Origin of the sequence: Fulvimonas yonginensis (assembly GCF_037137055.1) — a bacterium.
GTDB classification, from domain to species: Bacteria; Pseudomonadota; Gammaproteobacteria; order Xanthomonadales; family Rhodanobacteraceae; genus Frateuria_A; species Frateuria_A yonginensis.
The window spans coordinates 236,601-254,848 of record NZ_JBBBNY010000002.1 but is presented as its reverse complement, the minus strand read 5'-3'; the positions used below and the strand labels follow the sequence as shown (position 1 = coordinate 254,848).

Annotated in this window: 19 protein-coding genes; 5 read left to right on the top strand and 14 right to left on the bottom strand. The window is 71.5% G+C overall.

The features are described 5' to 3' along the window. Nucleotides 1–538: 538 nt before the first annotated feature. The 10 genes from WAT24_RS04300 to WAT24_RS04255 form a co-directional block, all read right to left on the bottom strand. Nucleotides 539–838 carry an STAS domain-containing protein gene (locus tag WAT24_RS04300; RefSeq protein WP_336806871.1) on the bottom strand — a complete coding sequence of 100 codons (300 nt, stop codon included), beginning with the start codon at nt 836–838 and terminating at the stop codon, nt 539–541. Nucleotides 839–853: 15 nt separating this feature from the next. Continuing rightward, on the bottom strand, nt 854–2,035 hold the full coding sequence (locus WAT24_RS04295; RefSeq protein WP_336806599.1) for a methyl-accepting chemotaxis protein: 1,182 nt from the start codon (nt 2,033–2,035) through the stop codon (nt 854–856). A gap of 20 nt (nt 2,036–2,055) precedes the next feature. Beyond that, nucleotides 2,056–3,156 (bottom strand): protein-glutamate methylesterase/protein-glutamine glutaminase, encoded by a 1,101-nt coding sequence (locus WAT24_RS04290; RefSeq protein WP_336806598.1) that lies wholly within the window; start codon nt 3,154–3,156, stop codon nt 2,056–2,058. Between the two features lie 133 nt (nt 3,157–3,289). Beyond that, complete coding sequence (cheD, locus tag WAT24_RS04285) at nt 3,290–3,931, bottom strand: chemoreceptor glutamine deamidase CheD (RefSeq protein WP_336806597.1); 642 nt, start codon at nt 3,929–3,931, stop codon at nt 3,290–3,292. After that, entirely contained in the window at nt 3,928–4,794 is an 867-nt protein-coding gene (locus tag WAT24_RS04280; RefSeq protein ID WP_336806596.1) for a CheR family methyltransferase, read from the bottom strand. The genes cheD and WAT24_RS04280 overlap by 4 nt, the downstream gene beginning before the upstream one ends. 2 nt (nt 4,795–4,796) lie before the next feature. After that, entirely contained in the window at nt 4,797–6,524 is a 1,728-nt protein-coding gene (locus WAT24_RS04275; RefSeq protein ID WP_336806595.1) for a methyl-accepting chemotaxis protein, read from the bottom strand. A gap of 12 nt (nt 6,525–6,536) precedes the next feature. Beyond that, nucleotides 6,537–7,061, bottom strand: a complete 525-nt coding sequence (locus WAT24_RS04270; protein WP_336806594.1) for a chemotaxis protein CheW — start codon at nt 7,059–7,061, stop codon at nt 6,537–6,539. 171 nt (nt 7,062–7,232) lie between these two features. After that, the gene (locus WAT24_RS04265) at nt 7,233–9,215 is read right to left on the bottom strand and encodes a chemotaxis protein CheA (RefSeq protein ID WP_336806593.1); all 1,983 of its coding nucleotides are present in this window, start codon (nt 9,213–9,215) and stop codon (nt 7,233–7,235) included. Between the two features lie 17 nt (nt 9,216–9,232). Further along, entirely contained in the window at nt 9,233–9,595 is a 363-nt protein-coding gene (locus WAT24_RS04260; RefSeq protein WP_336806592.1) for a response regulator, read from the bottom strand. A 21-nt stretch (nt 9,596–9,616) separates the two neighbouring features. Beyond that, complete coding sequence (locus WAT24_RS04255) at nt 9,617–9,931, bottom strand: STAS domain-containing protein (protein WP_336806591.1); 315 nt, start codon at nt 9,929–9,931, stop codon at nt 9,617–9,619. A gap of 243 nt (nt 9,932–10,174) precedes the next feature. Between WAT24_RS04255 and fliK the strand changes: the two genes are divergently transcribed. The 5 genes from fliK (at nt 10,175) to WAT24_RS04230 (ending at nt 14,061) form a co-directional block, all read left to right on the top strand. Beyond that, entirely contained in the window at nt 10,175–11,335 is a 1,161-nt protein-coding gene (gene fliK, locus WAT24_RS04250) for a flagellar hook-length control protein FliK (protein ID WP_336806590.1), read from the top strand. Then, on the top strand, nt 11,332–11,595 hold the full coding sequence (locus WAT24_RS04245) for a flagellar biosynthesis protein (protein ID WP_336806589.1): 264 nt from the start codon (nt 11,332–11,334) through the stop codon (nt 11,593–11,595). Before fliK ends, WAT24_RS04245 begins: the two co-directional genes overlap by 4 nt. Nucleotides 11,596–11,737: 142 nt before the next feature. Beyond that, nucleotides 11,738–12,370, top strand: a complete 633-nt coding sequence (locus tag WAT24_RS04240) for a c-type cytochrome (protein WP_336806588.1) — start codon at nt 11,738–11,740, stop codon at nt 12,368–12,370. Beyond that, nucleotides 12,367–13,311 carry a c-type cytochrome gene (locus WAT24_RS04235; protein WP_336806587.1) on the top strand — a complete coding sequence of 315 codons (945 nt, stop codon included), beginning with the start codon at nt 12,367–12,369 and terminating at the stop codon, nt 13,309–13,311. Before WAT24_RS04240 ends, WAT24_RS04235 begins: the two co-directional genes overlap by 4 nt. 111 nt (nt 13,312–13,422) lie before the next feature. Next, on the top strand, nt 13,423–14,061 hold the full coding sequence (locus WAT24_RS04230; RefSeq protein WP_336806586.1) for a DsrE family protein: 639 nt from the start codon (nt 13,423–13,425) through the stop codon (nt 14,059–14,061). 7 nt (nt 14,062–14,068) lie between these two features. Here the strand turns inward: WAT24_RS04230 and WAT24_RS04225 are convergent, their stop codons facing one another. Genes WAT24_RS04225 through WAT24_RS04210 form a run of 4 tightly spaced genes read right to left on the bottom strand, consistent with a single transcriptional unit; the run spans nt 14,069 to nt 18,245 of the window. After that, nucleotides 14,069–14,536 (bottom strand): chemotaxis protein CheW, encoded by a 468-nt coding sequence (locus WAT24_RS04225; protein ID WP_336806585.1) that lies wholly within the window; start codon nt 14,534–14,536, stop codon nt 14,069–14,071. 28 nt (nt 14,537–14,564) lie between these two features. Beyond that, the gene (gene motD / locus WAT24_RS04220; protein WP_336806584.1) at nt 14,565–15,581 is read right to left on the bottom strand and encodes a flagellar motor protein MotD; all 1,017 of its coding nucleotides are present in this window, start codon (nt 15,579–15,581) and stop codon (nt 14,565–14,567) included. Further along, nucleotides 15,578–16,318: a flagellar motor protein gene (locus WAT24_RS04215; RefSeq protein WP_336806583.1), complete on the bottom strand. Its 741-nt coding sequence runs from the start codon at nt 16,316–16,318 to the stop codon at nt 15,578–15,580. The genes motD and WAT24_RS04215 overlap by 4 nt, the downstream gene beginning before the upstream one ends. 1 nt (nt 16,319) lies before the next feature. Further along, nucleotides 16,320–18,245 carry a chemotaxis protein CheA gene (locus tag WAT24_RS04210; RefSeq protein WP_336806582.1) on the bottom strand — a complete coding sequence of 642 codons (1,926 nt, stop codon included), beginning with the start codon at nt 18,243–18,245 and terminating at the stop codon, nt 16,320–16,322. Nucleotides 18,246–18,248: the final 3 nt, after the last annotated feature.

The window sequence follows — 18,248 nt, the reverse complement described above, 5'->3', positions numbered from 1 at the left end:
AGGGCGCCACCCTGGCCCCGGTTCCCGAGCGCCCGCGGTGTAGCCGCTGTAGCTCCTCTAAGAGCCGGGCGCACCTTGCTGGCCCCGACGGCCCCTAGCTTTTGCCTCGCCCCGGGCTCACCCAGGCCGTTTCTCCTGGTGACTTCTCCTTGGGCCAGCAAGGAGAAGTCACTCGAGCGCCGGCAGGCAATCGAAAGCCCGCCGCAGGCGAGCCCGATCGCGGAGAGCCCACACAAAAACGCCCCCCGCAAGCAGGCCAGCGAAGCACAAAGAAAAAGAACATCGCGAGCGAGCTCGCTCCACACAGGCGCAGCAAGTGGTCGCGGCAACAACCTCGCGTGTGAGCCAGTCACGGGAGGGTCGTACAGCAACGGCAATCGAAGGCGGACCCTGCACAAGGTAGCCAGAACCGCGAGCACCTCACCCCTCCCTCTCCCCGGCGGGGGAGGGAGGCGGCAAAAGGTACGCCACAGCGCCGGCGCCCCCGCCGCCCGACCGGAGCAAGGCGACCCCGTCCCCGACAGGGGAAAGCGAAGCCTCAGTGCAGCACGAACAGCTTGTCGAAGCCGGCCACGCGCAAGGTGCCGCGCAACTCGTCGCGTGCATTGACGATGCGGATCTCGGCCCGGTCCGCGCCGGCGTGTTCGCGCAGCAGCAGCAGCATGCCCAGCGCGGAGCTGTCCATGCGCGTGACCTCGCCCAGGTCGATCACGTAGCTGCGCGCCTTCACGCTGGAAGCCAGGCAGGCGTCGTGGAAATCCCGGTGCACGCTGAAGTCGAAGTGTTCGCCCAGGTGCAGGGTCAGGCAGTCGGTGTCGCTGTCGTGGTGGACATTGATGCTCATGGCCGGTCCTCAGAAGAGCTCGATCTCGCCCGCGTCCATCGAGCTCTGCAGCGCCGGGCCGCGCGAGCGCAGGCGGGCCTTCTCGCGCTGCAGGGCCAGGCGGGCGCGCACGCGCTGGGCGCGGGCTTCCAGCGTCTCGGCGTCGATCCGGCTGCAGGCCAGCTCCTCGATGTCGCGGGTGCAGTCGGCGGTGATTTCCTGCAGCTCCACCAGGCGGGTGCGGGTCTGGTGCAGCAGCTGGCTCAGGATGTCCTCGAACTGCAGCGAGCGGATGGTGGTGGAGACGTCCGAGCCCAGGCCGCGGTTGATTTCGACCACCTGGTCGGCCACCGCGCTGGTACGCGCGTCGCTCTCGGTGACGTGCGCCATCATCGCGTCGATGCCGCCCTTGGCCGACAGTGCCACGTTGAGGTCCTGCGAGGCCATGGTGCCGACCAGGCCGCGCAGTTGCTCCATCGCGGCGCGGGCGCGCTCGACGTGGCTGCCGATCTGCTCGTTGAACTGGTTGGAGTGGCTGGCCAGGTTGCGGATCTCGCCGGCGACCACCGCGAAGCCGCGGCCGGACTCGCCCGCGCGCGCGGCCTCGATCGAGGCATTGAGCGCCAGCAGGTTGGTCTCCTCGGCGATGGTGTTCACGTTCTTGAGGAGGCCGAACACGGCATCCATTTCCTTCGCCATGCCGTCGATGCGGTAGACGATGCGCAGGCTCTCGCGCGACATCTGCACGACCATGCCGACGAAGTGCTCGAGCAGGTCCCCCGTGCGCGCGGCGAAATCCTGCACCGACACCCCGCCGTTCTGCACGTCGATGATCTGCTTGAGCAGCGACTGCTGCAGGCCGGTCTTCTGCGACAGGCCGTCGAAGCCGCCGCCGAGTTCCGACACCGCGTCGCGCAGCAGGTCCAGCGCCTGGTGCAGCTCGCGGGTGGCGTGGCCGAGCTCGTCGACCAGCGCGCTGCGCACGTCTTCCAGCGCCTCGCGCACCGGCGTGGGATCCACGGTCTCCGGCTCGGCGGCCTCGGTGGAGGCGGCGCCGCGGCGGGTCTCGACGATCCAGGCGGCGGCCAGCGCGATCACCAGTACCGGCGCGAGCCAGGCCGGGTGCCAGATCAGGCTGAGCAGCAGCGCCGCCGCACTGGCGGAGAAGCCGACCAGATGGCGGATGTGAAAGAAGGAGAGGATGGCAGCCATGGGCTTTCTTCCGTGACTCGTCAGTGGGCGGCAACGCGCTGGGCGCTGTCGAGGGGGAGACGGGCGAGCCGGAGCAGGCGCGCGGCGATCTGGTCCAGCGGCAGCGCCTCGTTCGCGGCGCCGAGTTTCCAGGCGGCGCCGGGCATGCCCCACACCACCGAGCTGTCCTCGTCCTGCACCAGCGTGGCGGCCCCGGCCTGGGACAGTTCCAGCAGGCCGCGCGCGCCGTCGTCGCCCATGCCGGTGAGCAGCGCCGCCACCGTCGCCTTGCCCACGCTGGCAGCCATCGAGCGGAACAGCACGTCGACGCTGGGCTTGTGCCGGTTCACCGGCGGACCGTCATGCAGGCGGCAGACGTGCTTGGCGCCGTCCCACATCACCAGCAGGTGCTGGCTGCCGGGCGCGATGTAGGCGTGGCCCGGCTGGATCGGCTGGCCGTCGCGGGCCTCGCACACGCGCATCGCCGAGCAGTTGTCCATGCGCGCGGCGAACGGTCCGCTGAAGGCGGCAGGGATGTGCTGGGTGATCACGATCGGCGGCGCGTCGGGCGGCATCGCCTCGAGCACCGCGCGGATCGCCTCGGTGCCGCCGGTGGAGGCTCCGATCGCGATGATCGGGCTGCCGCCGCGGCTGCCGGCCGATTGCGACAGCGGCAGCACCGCGTCGGCGCTCAGCCGTGGCGCCACCTCCAGCTTGCGCACGACGGTACGCGCACGCGGCCGGGCGCGGGCGGCCGCCTTGACCTTGGCGCAGATGTCCTGCGCACTGTCGGCGAAGGTGCCGGCCAGGTCGCTGGACGGCTTGGTGAAGAAGTCCACCGCGCCCAGCTCGAGCGCACGCAGGGTGACGTCGGCGCCCTGCGCGGTCAGCGAGGACACCATCACCACCGGCATCGGCCGCAGCCGCATCAGGTTTTCCAGGAAGGTCAGCCCGTCCATCCTCGGCATTTCCACGTCGAGCGTGAGCACGTCCGGGTTGAGCTGCTTGATCTTCTCGCGCGCCACCAGCGGGTCGGGCGCGGTACCGACCACGTCGATCTGCGGATCGGAGGCAAGCATGGTCGACAGGAGCTTGCGCACCAGTGCGGAATCGTCGACCACCAGAACACGCACTTTTTCCATGCCGTATGTCTCGAAGCTTGCCTTGTGAAGGTGGAGCGGTGGCACCGGGTCGTGAGGGCGCTGATCCGCCTGCGCCAGGGACGCCGCCGCCGGTACGGCGGACGCCACGCCCCCACGGCCCGGTGCCACCGGGTCAGAAGAGCTCCACCTCTCCCTTTATCGGATCGTTTGCCAAACGCTTGAGGTAGGACCGCTCGCCGTCCACCAGCGCCGCGTCGCGCGTACCGCGCAGCTGGCGCACCCGCACCTTGCCGGTGGCCGGGAAGTACTGCACCTGGCGCGGGTACACGTCGCCCAGGTCCGAGGCCACCAGCTCGAGCTTCTCGGTCGCGAGGTAGCGCTGGATGAACTCGATGTTGCGCCGGCCCACGTCGGTCATCTGCGCCAGCACGCGTCCGCCGCCGAACACCTTCACTTCCAGGTCCTCGCGCTGGCCGCCGGCCTTGAGGATCGCGTTGATCAGCTGTTCCATCGCGTCCGAGCCGTAGCGCGCGGCGCGCCCCACCGCGGAGGACCACGCGTCGCGCTCGCCGACCGGCTCGGGCAGCATGAAATGGTTCATGCCGCCCACGCGCCGGCGCTTGTCGCGGATGCAGGCGGCGATGCACGAGCCGAGCACGGTGGAGATCATCTCCTCCTGCGTGCTCACGTAGAACTCGCCGGGCAGCACCTTGGCGGTGACGCACTGGTGGGTAGGATCCCAGAACCGGCGCAGGTGCTCGAAACCGGGCAACGCGGGTGCGATGGCGGGCAGCCTCGCGACAACGGTGGTCATGCGGGTTTTTTCCGGTAGACGGTACGGCCGATCAATTCGAACTCGTCGGAAAGACCGTGCATGGACTCGGAGTGGCCGAGGAACAGATGGCCGCCATCGGGCAGCAGCCGGGCATAGCGCCGGAACAGCTTCTGCTTGGTCGGCTGATCGAAATAGATCACCACGTTGCGGCAGAAGATCGCGTCGAACGGCCCCTGCATGGGCCACTCGTGCAGCAGGTTGAGCGGCAGGATGGCGGTGAGTTCGCGCAACCGCGGGTGCACGCAGGCCAGGCCCGCGTACTCGCCCTCGCCGCGCAGGAACCAGCGCCGGCGTCGCTCCGGGCTGACACCCTCGAGCCGCTCCAGCGGATAGACGCCCTTGCGTGCCGCCGCCAGCGCGGCAGGCGACAGGTCGGTGGCGAGGATCTTCGCGTCCACGGTGCGGCCGCAGCGCTCCAGCGCCTCGGCCAGCACCATGGCGATCGAATAAGGCTCCTCCCCGCTGGAGCAGCCGGCTGACCAGATGCGGAGGCGGCCACCCTCGCGCTTCTGCTCCAGCCAGCGCGGCAGCAGCTCGCCGGCGAGCAGGTCGAAATGATGCGCCTCGCGGAAGAACGCGGTGACGTTGGTGCTGATCGCGCTGGACAGCTCGTCCAGCTCGCTGCCCGGATCGCGCCGCAGCAGCTCGCAGTATTCGCCGAAACCGCGCATGCCCAGCGCGCGCAGGCGCCGCGCCAGGCGGCCCTGTACCAGCTGGCGCTTCTGTTCGCTCAGCGCGATGCCGCAATACTGGTAGACGAAACCGCGCAGGAACTGGAAGTCGCCGTCGCCGAGCACGGGCCCGGCGACCATCGCCGTATCGTGGTCGGCGACCGCGTTCATGCTCAGAACTCCTTCCAGACGCCGGCGTCGGCTTCGGCGACGGCCGGCTCGGCCATGCGCACGGTGCGCGCCGGCGGCGTGTTGCGCACGGCGGCGAACACCGCCTCGGCCTCGGCCACCACGTTGCTGGCGCGCGGCGCCAGTGGCGCGGCCTGCGCGGCATCGCCCTCGAGGCGGAAGAACGCGACCTGGCGGGCCAGCTCGCCGGCCTGCTCCTGCATGGCACGCGCAGCGGCGGCGGCCTCCTCGACCAGGGCGGCGTTCTGCTGGGTCATCTCGTCCATCTGCGACACCGCATGGTTCACCTGGTCGATGCCGGCGGACTGCTCCTGGCTGGCCGCGGCGATCTCGGCCACGATGTCGGTGACCTTCTTCACGCTGTCCACGATCTCGGCCAGCGCCTTGCCGGACTGGTCCACGAGCTCGGAGCCTGCCTTGACCTTCTCGGCGCTGTCGTTGATCAGCGCCTTGATCTCCTTGGCGGCACCGGCCGAGCGCTGGGCCAGGTTGCGCACCTCGGTGGCGACCACCGCGAAACCGCGGCCCTGCTCGCCGGCACGCGCCGCCTCGACCGCCGCGTTGAGCGACAGCAGGTTGGTCTGGAAGGCGATCTCGTCGATCAGGCTGACGATGTCGGAGATCTTGCGGCTGGAGGCGTTGATCTCCTTCATCGCGATCACCGCCTGTGCCGCCACCTCGCCGCCACGCTCGGCCTGTTCGCGGGCGCCGCGGGCCAGCTGGTTGGCGTGACTGGCGTTCTCGGCGTTCTGCTTGACCGTGGAGGTCATCTGTTCCATCGAGGAGGCGGTTTCCTCCAGGCTGGAGGCCTGCTCCTGCGTACGCTGCGACAGGTCGTCGTTGCCGCGCGCGATCTGCTGCGCGGCGGTGCTCACCGCGCCGGAACCGTGGCGCACCTCGCCGACGATGGCCGAGAGACGCTCGTCCATGCTGCGGAACGCATCCAGCAGCTGGCCGAGCTCGTCGTTGCGCTTGACCTTGATCGCGTGGCCGAGCTTGCCCTGCGCGATCTCGCGGGCGACGCGGCCGGCGTAGGTGAGCGTGCCCAGGATCGAGCGGCTGAGCGACAGCGCCATCCAGGCGGCGAGCAGCAGCCCCGCGGCGAGCGCCGCGATGCTGACCGCGCGGATCAGCTTGAAGCGGGACACCTGCGCCTGGTACGCCTGCAGCGCCTCGGCCCGCTGCATGTTCACCAGCTTGTCCAGCACTTCCAGCCGCATCATCATCAGCGGCCGCACCTGCATGTCGAGCACGTCGTCGGCGGCTTCGTCATGCTGGTTGAGCGCATCGGTCATGTCCTTCAGGCCACTGACGTAGTCGTCCTCGTCGGCCAGGTACTTCTTGTACTGCGCCGCCACCACCTCGCTCTTGGGCGCGGCGTCGAAGTCCTTCTTCAGGGCCAGGAAGTTCTTCTCCAGCTCCGCGTACTCGCCCATCTTCTGCTGCAGCTGCGTCGGCTGCTTGACCAGCCGGGCGGCCTCGCCCAGCACGATGAACTGCATCAGCGACGTCGCGCGCATGCGCTGGGCGGTCTGCGCCGGCACCAGCTCGTCCTGGTACATCGTGCGCATGCCCTCGTTCTGCAGCTGCATGGAGCCGATGCCGATCACGGCACCACCCACCAGCATCAGCATCAGCATGCCGAGCACCAGCCGCAGGCGGCCGCGCACGGTGAGGGAGGGGATCTTGAATTTCAACTTCGGCATTTTCATGGGTGGTTCCTGTCAGGCCACGGCTTTCACGTCGGCGGCCGCGGGCAAGGCGGCGTCCAGCATCTGCGCGTCCTGCGGCTGCAACAGCTTGTCCACGTCGAGCAGCAGCACCATGCGCTCCTCGACGGCAGTCAATCCCTTCAGATATTCGGTATCCACGGCGGTGCCCATGTCGGGTACCGGGCGCACCTGGTCCGGCTGCACGTCCAGCACGTCGGAAACCGCGTCGACCACCACCCCGAACAGCCGCCCGGCCACCGTCACCACCACGGTGACCGTGGTCGCCGTGTAGGCCTCGCGGGTGAGGCCGAAGCGCAGGCGCAGGTCCAGCACCGGTACGATCGCGCCGCGCAGGTTGAGCACGCCGAGCACGTACGGCGGCGCCTGCGGGATGCGGGTGACCGGCGTCCAGCCGCGGATCTCGCGCACGGCCAGGATGTCGATCGCGTACTCCTCGTGGGCGAGATTGACGGTGAGGTACTGCGCCGCCGCAGCCGCATCCGCGGCAGGGGCGACGGGGTTCGCTGGGTGGGTCATGGATGTTCCGCGGTGAGATACCGGTCCAAGGTGGCTATCGGCCGCGGCGAACCGTTCTTGAGCGGGTACGACGCGCCGGCGCGGCGGGCTTGTGCAGGCGCGGAAAGCGCGCGGGGCCGCACGCAGCGGCCCCGTCGCCAGGCGCGGAAACGTCCCGATCCGCGCGTCCGGTCACGCCGCCTGGCGGCGGCTGTGCAGGCGCACCAGGCCGGGGATGTCGATGATCAGCGCGACCGAACCGTCGGCCAGGATGGTGGCGCCGGAGACGCCCTGCACGCGGCGGTAGTTCGCCTCCAGCGACTTGACCACCGCCTGCTGCTGGCCGGCCAGCCCGTCGACGAACAGGCCGACCCGCGCGCCCTCGCCCTCGACCACGATGACCAGGCCCCGCTCGATCTCGCGCGTGGCCCCGGCACAGCCGAACAGCTCGTGCAGGCGCAGCACCGGGAGGTATTCGCCGCGGAAGCGGAACAGCTCGCCGCCGCCGGCCACGGTCTTGATCGCCTCCGGCTTGAGCTGCACCGACTCCACGATCGATACCAGCGGCACGATGTAGCGCTCCTCGCCCACCGCGGCGGTGAGGCCGTCGATGATCGCGAGGGTGAGCGGCAGGGTGATGGTGAAGGTGCTGCCCTGCCCCGGCCTGCTGCGGATGGTCACCAAGCCGCCCAGGTCGGCCACGTTGCGGCGGACCACGTCCATGCCGACGCCACGGCCAGACAGGTCGGTGGTGACTGCCGCCGTCGAGAAGCCCGGCTGGAAGATCAGCTCGGCGACCGCCTCGTCGCTCAGCCCGTCGCCGCTGGCGATCAGCCCGCGCTCGATCGCCTTGCGCACGATCGCCTCGCGGTTGAGGCCGGCGCCGTCGTCGGACACTTCCACCACGATGTTGCCGCCGCGATGGTAGGCCTCCAGCCGCAAGGTGCCGGTCTCCGGCTTGCCGGCGGCGCGGCGCCGGTCGGGCATCTCCAGGCCGTGGTCGATGGCGTTGCGCACCAGGTGCACCATCGGGTCGCCGATCTTCTCCAGCACCGTCTTGTCCAGCTCGGTCTGCTCGCCGTGCAGTTCGAGCCTGACCTGCTTGCCGAGCTTCTGGCTCAGGTCGCGCACCAGCCGCGGGAAGCGGTTGAACACCGAGGCGATCGGCAGCATGCGGATGCCCATCACGCTTTCCTGCAGCTCGCGCGCGTGCCGGGCAAGCTGGGTCAGGCCCTGCTGCAGCAAAGCCAGCCGCGAGGGGTCGAACTCCTCGCGGAAGGTGTCGAGCATGGCCTGGGTGATCACCAGTTCGCCGACCAGGTTGATCAGGCCGTCGATCTTGTCGATCGCCACGCGGACCGAACTCGATTCGGCGCTGGCCTCGCGGCTGCCGCGGGCAACGGCGGCCTCGGCGAGGCTGGCCGGCGCCGGCGGGGGCGCCGCGGGCGCCGGGGCGGCGACCGGCGCGACCTCGGCGCCCGGCCGTGGCGCGATGTCCAGGTCGCATTCGTCCACGACCCAGTCGAAGACCGCGGCGATGTCCTCGCGCCGGGCCGGCGCCTTCAGTTCGATCGTCCAGCCCAGGTGGCACTCGGTCGGGTCCAGCCTGTCCAGCGCCGGCAGGCGCGAGAGGTCGGCCTCCACCGCCAGCTCGCCGAGCCCGGCCAGTTCGCGGATCAGGCGCAGCGGATCGTTGCCGCCGGCCAGCATGCCGGCGTGCGGCCGGAACCGGACGACCCAGGCCTCGGCCTGGTCGCCGGCGCGCCGCGCGGGAGCCGCCGGGGCGGGCCGGCCCATCATCGCGGCCAGCTCGTTGCGCAGGCCGTCGGCGGTGGCGTCGTTGAGCGGCGCGCCCGCCTGGGCGCGCGCGAACATGGCGCGCAGGCAGTCCACCGAGCGCAGCAGCAGCTCGATGATCGGCTTGTCGATTGCGCGCTTGCCGCTGCGCACCTCGTCCAGCAGCGACTCGGCCTCGTGGGTGAACGAGGCCATGTCCGGGAAGCCGAAGGTGGCCGCGCCGCCCTTGATGGAGTGCGCCGCGCGGAAGATGGTATGTACCAGTTCCGCGTCACCACCCTCGTCCAGCGCGAGCAGCGAGGACTCCATCGTGTCGAGCCCTTCCAGGCTCTCCTCGATGAACACTTGTTGGAACTGCGCCAGGCCGCCCGTACTCATCAGTGCTTCTCTCCGGCTCAGCCGAGCACGCGCTTGACCGTGGCCAGCAGTTGCTCCGGATCGAACGGCTTGACCAGCCAGCCGGTGGCGCCGGCGGCCTTGCCTTCCATCTTCTTGTCCGTGTGCGACTCGGTGGTCAGCATCAGGATCGGCACGCCCTTGTAGGCCGGGCGGGCGCGCAGCTCGCGCACCATGCTGATGCCGTCCATGACCGGCATGTTGACGTCGGCCAGCACCAGGTCGAAGGCGCCCGCGTTCGCCGCGTCCAGCGCCAGCTGTCCGTTCTCCGCCTCGGTCACCTCGTGGCCGGCGCCGCGCAGGGTGTAGGCCACCATGCCGCGCATCGATGCCGAATCATCCACCGCAAGAATCTTTGCCATCGTCTTTCCTCTGTCGTCTGCTTACGCCGGCATCAGGGCCGGCAAATCCAGTGCCTGGGCCAGGCCCAGCGTATCGGCCGCCTCGCGCAAGGTCGTGCTGGCGCCCTGCCAGCTCACGGCGCAGCCGCGCGCCAGCGCCTCGCGGCGGAACAGCGTCAGCAGCTGCAGCGCCGCCGTGTCCACGCGCTCGACCGCGCGTCCGTCGATGCGCGCCGCCGGCGCGTCCAGCGCGCCGAGCAGATCGGCCAGCAGCGCCGTCTGCGCCGCCATCCGGCAATCGGCCGGCAAGCCGATCTCCAGCACCGTCGGCTCGCCGCGTCCTCGTTTACTGCCCATGCCTGCCTCCGCTCGTACCGGGCCCCTGCATGGGCTTTATCGGCGGCAGGGTTGGGGGCTTTAGCGTCAATGACCTTGTGAAAGCGAGCTTGCTCGCGACGCTTTTCTGCCTTTGGGAGAGCCGAGGGCATCGCGGGCAAGCTCGTTCCCGGCATCGGCAGCTCAAGTTATCGCTGCCGCGGCCGATGCCTTTGGCGACTGCACGGAACCGGCCCTGCCCCGTCCGGCAGGCAGGAGAGCCATGTGATCATCCAACCCACCAGTCTGGCCGCCATGACGTGGGCGGGTGCCGCCACGGGTGCCGCCGCGGAAAGCTGGCGCGTGGGCAGCGTGCTGCCGGCACGGTCACTGGGCATGGGCGAACAGGGCCGCATGGTGCTGCAGATCGGTGCGCTTACCGTGGAAACCGATCCGCTCGGCGTCCCCCTGCCCTCGCAGTTCCAGGTGCGCGTACTGGCCATGGGCAACCCGCCGCTGCTGGAGATCCTGGCGCAGGGCGCCGGCGATCCGCTGGTGCAGCGTGCCCTGCGCGAGCGCCTGCCACAGCAGAACGGCTACGCGTCCCTGCTCGCCACGCTCGGCGCGCTGGCGCAGCGGCCGGTGCTGCGGCAGCTACCGCCGGACATCCGTGCCGCGCTCGCCCAGCTCGACCAGGGCGTGCGCACGCCGCAGGACATCACCCATGCCGAAGGCCTGCGCGAGGCGGTCGTCCGCAGCGGGCTGTTCCTGGAATCGCAGCTGGCCCGGCCGCAGACCAACCCCCTGCCGCTGCGCGAGGAGGACTGGAAGGGCACGCTGCTGCGCCTGGCCGCGCTGCTCGATCGCCAGCCGCGGCTGGCGCAGGCTGCGCCCCCCGCCGGGGCCGACACGCCACCGCCGCTGCGCCAGCGCGGCCTGCAGGCGCAACCGCGCGCGACGGCCGCCGCGCCGCGGGCCGGCGAGTCGCCGGACGCCGAGGACGTCGACCGCCTGCTCGGGCGCCTCAAAAGCGACGTGCACGCGGCACTGGCCCGCCTCGAGATCGCCCAGCTCGACGCCGCCGCGGGCCAGGCCTGGATGATCGAGATCCCCCTGCAGGGCGCGCACGGCCGGGACGTGCTGCAGATCCACCTGGAGTACGGCCAGGACGGCGAGACCGGCAGCCCGCAGTGGACCCTCGGCTTCGCGCTCGACCTGCCCGCGCTCGGCCCCCTGCAGGGCGAGCTGCAACTGCGCGACCTGCGCCTGAACGTACGCCTGTGGGCCGAGCGCAGCGCCAGCGCCGAACGGCTGGAGCGCCAGTTCACTCCGCTGCGCCAGCGGCTGGCTGCCAGCGGCCTGCAACTGGACCAGCTCACCTGCCAGACCGGTCTGCCGCACGGCAACGGCCAGGCCGGCGCGCTGCTGCTGAAGGCCACCGCATGAGCGCGAGCCTGCCGCCGCCCCAGCGGCGCGTGACCCTGCGTCTGGCCGGCCCCGAGGGCAAGTCCCCGCCGCTGCCGCCCGAGGCGCTGGAACTGTTGCTCGCCCGCGCCCGCGCGCTGGGCCTGCCGCTGCATCACGAACCGCAGATCGCCGCCGTGCTCGCCGCGCTGCGCCTGCGCGAGGACGTTCCCGTGCTGCTGTACGCCGCCGCGGCCGCCGTGCTGGCCAGCGTCTACGACGCTGCCGACGCACCCGCCTGAGCGCTATCGCACGGTCACGCCACGGTCGGGCACGCTGACGTTTCCTCCACGCCGACGTCGCTATTTCTTGAGCTTCTGGCGGCAGGGGCTTGCCGGGCGGACGGACCAGCGAGGGGAGGCGAAGGTGCGTAGCAGGCGGACGATGCACGTTCTCGGCACGGTGCTCGTGCTGGCGTGGCCGTGGCTGGTGCACGCCGCCGACGCGCCGGCGCTGGTGCGCGAGGGCAACGGCCGCGGGGCGCCCGCGTGCCAGTCCTGCCACGGCGCCGACGGCGGCGGCCAGCCGGCGGCGGGGTTCCCGCGGCTGGCCGGGCTGGCGGCGGGCTACCTCGAGAAGCAGCTGACCGACTATGCCGCAGGCACCCGCGAACATCCGGTGATGCAGCCGATCGCCCGCGCCCTGGGCGCGACCGAGCGCACTGCGGTGGCTACGTACTACAGCCGCCTGCCGGTACCGCCCCCACCCTCCGGTCCCGTGCCCGCGGACGACGGCGTGGGCGCGACGCTCGCCACCCGCGGGCGCTGGTCGCAGCGCGTGCCGGCGTGCGAGCAGTGCCACGGGCCGGGGGGCATCGGCGTGGGCGCGAACTTCCCGCCCCTGGCGGGCCAGCCGGCCGCGTACCTCGAGGCCCAGTTGCAGGCCTGGCAGCAGGGCCGCCGGCGCAACGACCCGTTGCAGCTGATGCAGCACCTGAGTCGCGCGCTGAGCGCGCAGGACGTCTCCGCCGTGGCGCACTGGTTCGCCGCGCAGCGCCCGCAAGGAAACACCCCATGAGCCTGCGCCTGCCCGCCCTGCTCGCCGGCGCCCTGGCGCTGGCCGCCTGCACCGGCCGCACCCCGCTCGATGCGGCCGCCGCCCAGGCACCGGCGCCGGCGAAGGCCACGTCCGCCAAGGCCACGCCCGCATTCGCGCCGCCGCCCGAATCCGCCATCCCGGACGGGCCCTACGGCGACATGGTGCGCCAGGGCCGCGAGATCTTCCTGCACACGCGGCGCAACGCGCCCGCCTACGTGGGCAATGGGCTGGATTGCGCCGATTGCCATCTGGACGCGGGCCGCCTGGCCGACTCGGCGCCGCTGTGGGGCGCCTACGGCATGTACCCGCAGTACCGCAAGAAGAACGGCCACGTGAACAGCTACGGCGAGCGCCTGCAGGGCTGTTTCATGTACAGCATGAACGGCAAGGCGCCACCGCTGGACGACAAGGTGATCGTGGCGCTGGAGACCTACTCGTACTGGATGGCGCAGGGTGCGCCGCTGGGCGCGAAGCTGGCGGGTGCCGGCTACCCGCGCGTGCCCGATCCGGCCAGGGCGCCGGACTACGCGCGCGGCCAGGCGGTGTTCGAACGCGACTGCGCGCTGTGCCACGGCGCCGACGGGCTGGGCCAGAAGGCAGGCGGACGCTACGTGTTCCCGCCGCTGTGGGGGCCGGACTCCTTCAACTGGGGCGCCGGCATGCACGAGCTGGACAAGGCCGCGGCCTTCATCAAGGCCAACATGCCGCTCGGCCGCGGCGGCCTGCTGAGCGACCAGGAAGCCTGGGACGTGGCGATGTTCATGGACGCGCACGAGCGTCCGCAGGACCCACGCTACAACGGCGACCTGGCTGCCACGCGCAAGGCCTACCACGACACGCCGATGTCGCTGTACGGGCGGCGCGTGAACGGACGGCTGCTCGGCGCACAGCCCGCGGTGGAACCGGGGGGCGAACCGTGATCGCCGTCACAGCCGCAGACCCGGTCACGATTCCTGTCCAGGTGCTTCACGTGCCGTTCCTACACTCGAACCCGCTGTACGCCCGGGCTCCGGCCCGATGGAGAGCGCACCATGTCCTATGACAAAGCGACCACGATGCCGCCTGACGCCGAGCTCGCACCCTCCAATCCACGCCGCGTGCTGGCCTGGGCCGGTATCGCGCTGGCACTACTGCTGGCGTGCGGTGCCGCCGTCGCCCTCCTCGGCACGCAGACGCATCCCGACCCGCGCCTGACCTATCCGCGCATCCACGGCGCCGGCGGCGTGCTCCCGGTAGGCCCGCACGCCCTGATGCCCTCGGTCACCGCGGACCACCGCCTGTACGTCGACGTCGACAGCGACCAGCCGACCCGCGACGGCGTCAACACGCGCCTGCACACGGCCGCCAAGCTGCTCAACCTGTATGCCCTCGCCGGCGTGCCCAACGACAAGGTGCACCTGGTCGTGCTGTTCTACGGCAAGGGCGTTGACCTGGCGCTGTCCGACCAGGCCTACGAGCAGAAATTCGGCCATCCCAACCCGAACGCGTCCCTGATCAGGCAACTGCGCCAGGCCAACGTGTCGATGATCGTCTGCGGCCAGGCGCTGGGCCACCAGAACTTCGTCGCCTCCAACATCCGTCCCGGGATGACCCTGGCGCTGTCGGCACTGACCGCGCGCGAGGAGCTGCAGGCCGCCGGCTACGGGCCGGTGCCCAAGGAGCCGGAATAGCGCCGGGCTACGCCGCCTCGTCGGCCGGCAGCCGGCACAGGCGCCGCACGTCCAGCAGGGCGACGAAGCCGCCCTTCCACGGCAGCACGCCGGTGACCGGATCGTCGCTGCGCGCGGCGCGACCGGGCGGGGGCGGCGCCGCGGCGGTATCGTCGCCGGGCAGCAACAGCTCGCCGACGCCGTCCACGCGCAGGCCCACCCAATGGCTGCCGTGGCTGAGGATCACCACGCGCACGCCCTCGCCGTCGGCGTCCTGCGGCGGCAGGCCGAGCCGGCGGCGGCCGTCGAGGACCGGCACGACGCGCCCGCGCAAATGGCGCACGCCGAGCAGGTCGGGCGCGGCGCCCGGCACCGGCGTCACCTCGCCGAACCGGATCACCTCGCTCACCTGCGCCAGCGGTGCGGCATAGGCCTGCCCGTCGAGATGGAAGGTGAGCCAGTGCTGGCCGGCCTGGGCCGGTGGGGCCGCGTTCATCGGGATGCTCCGTGGCAAGGGGCGCGCGTCATTTGCCGCGCTCCGGGGTGACGATCAGCGGCGCGTCGGAGCCCGGCGCGGCCGCATGGGCCTGTGCCCGCGCCGCCGGCTGGCGCAGGCCGATGGCCGGCCGCGTGGGGTCGGCGCCCGTCGCGGATGGGGGCGTCGCCGTGGTATCGGCCAGTGGGCTCACGTGCTCGGCGTCGTCGGAATAGCGTGTCGGCGTGGCATGGTCGCTCAGCACGACCACCAGCACGCGGCGGTTGCGGTTGCGTCCCTCCGCGGTGGCGTTGTCCGCGGCCGGCCGGAACTGGCCCCAGCCGATGATGCCCAGCCGCGCCGGACTGACCCCGTGCTCGGTGAACAGCCGCGCGACGCTGGCGGCGCGTGCTGCGGAGAGCTCCCAGTTGGACGGGAACACCGCCGTGCTGATCGGCTTGTCGTCGGTGTAGCCCTCGATGCGCAGCGGGTTGCCGAACGGCGCCAGGATGCCGGCCAGGCGGCTCAGCACCGCGTCGGCGGGCCGCGAGAGCTGCGCCACGCCGCTGGGGAACAGGATGTCGGTGCGGATCTCGATCTCCAGCCAGTTCGGGTTGCGCCGCACGACCACCAGCTTGCGGTCGATCAGCGGCTGCAGGGCCTGCTGCACCTCGTTCTGGATGCGGGTGAGGTCGGCCTGGCGACGGGCCTGCGCGTCCATCGTCTCGTGCGGGGCGCGCTGCGCGACCGTGCGCACCGGCGCCGGGCGCAGCGGCAACGGCACTGCCACCGGCGCGGCGGCGGCGCCGGGCTGGCCGGGCGGCGTGGCGATCGCGGGGTCGACGTTGTGCGGCCGGGCGCGCTCGGGGGGCAGCGGCGCGATCACGTGGCTGGACCCGTTGAACGCCTCGATGATCGACTCGGACATCACGCGGTACTTGCCCTCGTTCACCACCGAGACCGCATACATCACCACGAAGAACGCCAGCAGCAGCGTCATCAGGTCGGCGTAGGGGATGGCCCAGGCCTCGTGGTTGACGTGGTCCTCGTGGTGCCTGCGCTTCATGGCAGGTAGCCCTGCAGCTTGGCTTCGATCTGCCGCGGGTTGTCACCCTGCGCGATCGACACCAGCCCTTCGATGAAGATCTCGCGCATCTGCGTCTGCCGGCGCACCAGGCTCTTCAGTCGCGCGGACATCGGCAGCATCAGCAGGTTGGCCAGCGCCACGCCGTAGATGGTGGCGACGAAGGCCGCGGCGATGCCGTGGCCGAGCTTGCTCGGGTCGGCCAGGTTCTGCATCACCGCCATCAGGCCCATCACCGCGCCGATGATGCCCATCGTGGGCGAGTACACGCCGGCGTTCTCGAACACCTTGGCGGCCACCAGTTCGTTGTGCTCGCGCGCCTCCAGCTCCACTTCCAGCACGCCGCGCAAGGCATCCGGCTCGCTGCCGTCGACCAGCAGCTGCAGGCCCTTGCGCACGAAGCCGTCGCTCTCGCCGTCGATCTGCGGCTCCAGCCCGAGCAGGCCCTGGCGGCGCGAGATCTCGCTCCAGCCGACGATCCGCTCGATCAGCTCGGACGGGCGGTGCACCGGCGGGCGGTAGACCATCGGCAGCATCGCCAGCGCGCGCTTGAGCACGGGGCCGGGCGTCTGCACCAGCAGCGCCGCGGCGGTGCCGCAGAACACGATCACGAAGGCCGCCGGATTGAGCAGCGCCTCCAGCGTCGAGCCCTTGAGGATGGTGCCGACGATGATGACCAGGAAGGCCAGGATGGTGCCGAGCAGGCTCACCAGATCCATGTCAGCCCGCCGCGCGCAGGGACGGCAGCAGCTGGCCGCCGTCGTCGGCCAGGCCGGCCAGGTCGAGCACCAGCGCCAGGCGGCCGTCGCCGGTCACGGTGGCGCCGGCCACCCCCGGCACGCCTTCGAACAGCGGGCCGAGCGGCTTGACCATCACGTCCTCGCGGCCGATCACCTCGTGCACCAGGCAGCCCAGGCGCAGGTGGCCGATGTGCAGCACCACCACGTGGCGCGCGGCGGTGCCGGGCACGCCGGCCCAGCCAGCCAGGTCGCCCAGCGGCAGCGCGCGGCCGCGGTGCGCCGCGACCAGGCGGCCGTCGAGCATGCGGTCCTGCCCCGCGGCCAGCTCGAACACCTCCTCCACGTTGGCCAGCGGCAGCGCGAACAACCGGTCGCCCACGCGCACCATCAGCACGCGCAGGATCGCCAGCGTCAGCGGCACGGTCAGTTCCAGCTCGCTGCCCTGGCCGAGCCTCGAACGCACCTGCAGGGTGCCGCCGAGCTCCGCCACGCGGGTCTTGACCACGTCCATGCCCACGCCGCGGCCGGATATGTCGGAGATCTGCGCGGCGGTGGAGAACCCGGGGCGGAAGATCAGCTCGTAGCACTCGCTCTCGCTCAGGCGCCCGGCCTGCGCCGCGTCGATCACGCCCTTCTCCACCGCCTTGCGCTTGAGCACCTCCGGGTTCATGCCGCGACCGTCGTCGGTCACCGAGATCACGATGCGCTCGCCGCGCTGGGCGGCGGCGAGGCGCACCGTACCCTTGCGCGGCTTGCCGGCCTTGACGCGTTCCTCGGGCATTTCCAGTCCGTGGTCGAGTGCGTTGCGCAACAGGTGGATCAGCGGATCGGCGAGTGCCTCGACCAGGCTGCGGTCCAGGTCGGTGCCCTCGCCTTCCTGCACCAGCTCCACCTCCTTGCCGAGCTGGCGCGCGAGGTCGCGCACGATGCGCGGGAAGCGCTGGAACAGCCGGCCGACCGGCTGCATGCGCATCGACAGCACCGCGCCCTGCAGTTCGTCGGCGACGCGGTCGAGCTCGCCGGCCGCCTGCGCCAGCGCCTCGTCGCCGCTGCGCTGCGCCAGGCTCTGCAAGCGGTTGCGCACCAGCACCAGCTCGCCGGCGCGATGCACCAGCGCATCCAGTCGACCGGTGTCGACGCGCACGCTGGTCTCCGCGGCCGGTGCACGCGCCGGAGCGGGCGCGGGCGGCGACGGTGGCGCGGGCGCCGCCGGTCCGGCCCCGGGGGCACCGCCCTTGCCGTGCAGGCTGTCGAGCAACGCCTCGAACTCGTCCTCGCCGATGCCGTTGCCGGCCGAAGCGCCGGGTGCGCCGCCCTTGCCGTGCAGGTTGTCCAGCAGCGCCTCGAATTCGTCGTCGTCGATGGTGGCGGAGGTGGCCGGCAGCGGCGCCGGGGCCACGGTGCCCGGGGCGGCGTTGCCGTAGAGCGTGTCCAGCAGGGCCTCGAACTCGCTGTCGTCGATGCTGCCGCCCGCGGCGGGTGCCGGCGCGGGCGCAGGTGCGGCGACGGGTGCGGGCGCAGGCCGGGGGCCGGGCATCAGCCGCCCGAGCAGGGCCGGCGGAGGGATCGCCATGGCCGTGCCGCGGCGCAGCGCCTCCATCATCGCGTTGAGCAGGTCCAGCGCCTCCAGCAACGCGTCCATCTGCGCCGAATCGAGCACCAGCGCGCCATTGCGGGCGGCGTTGAGCAGGTCCTCGGCGTGGTGGCACAGCTGCACCATCGGCTCGAGCGCGAGGAAGCCGGCGCCGCCCTTGACCGTATGGAAGGCACGGAACACGGCATTGAGCAGCTCCGCATCCCGCGGGCTCGCTTCCAGCTCGACCAGCTGCTCGGCCAGCCGTTCGACCAGTTCCCCGGCCTCGACCAGGAAATCGTCGCGCAGTTCGCTGTCCAGCGAGGGATCCATGGG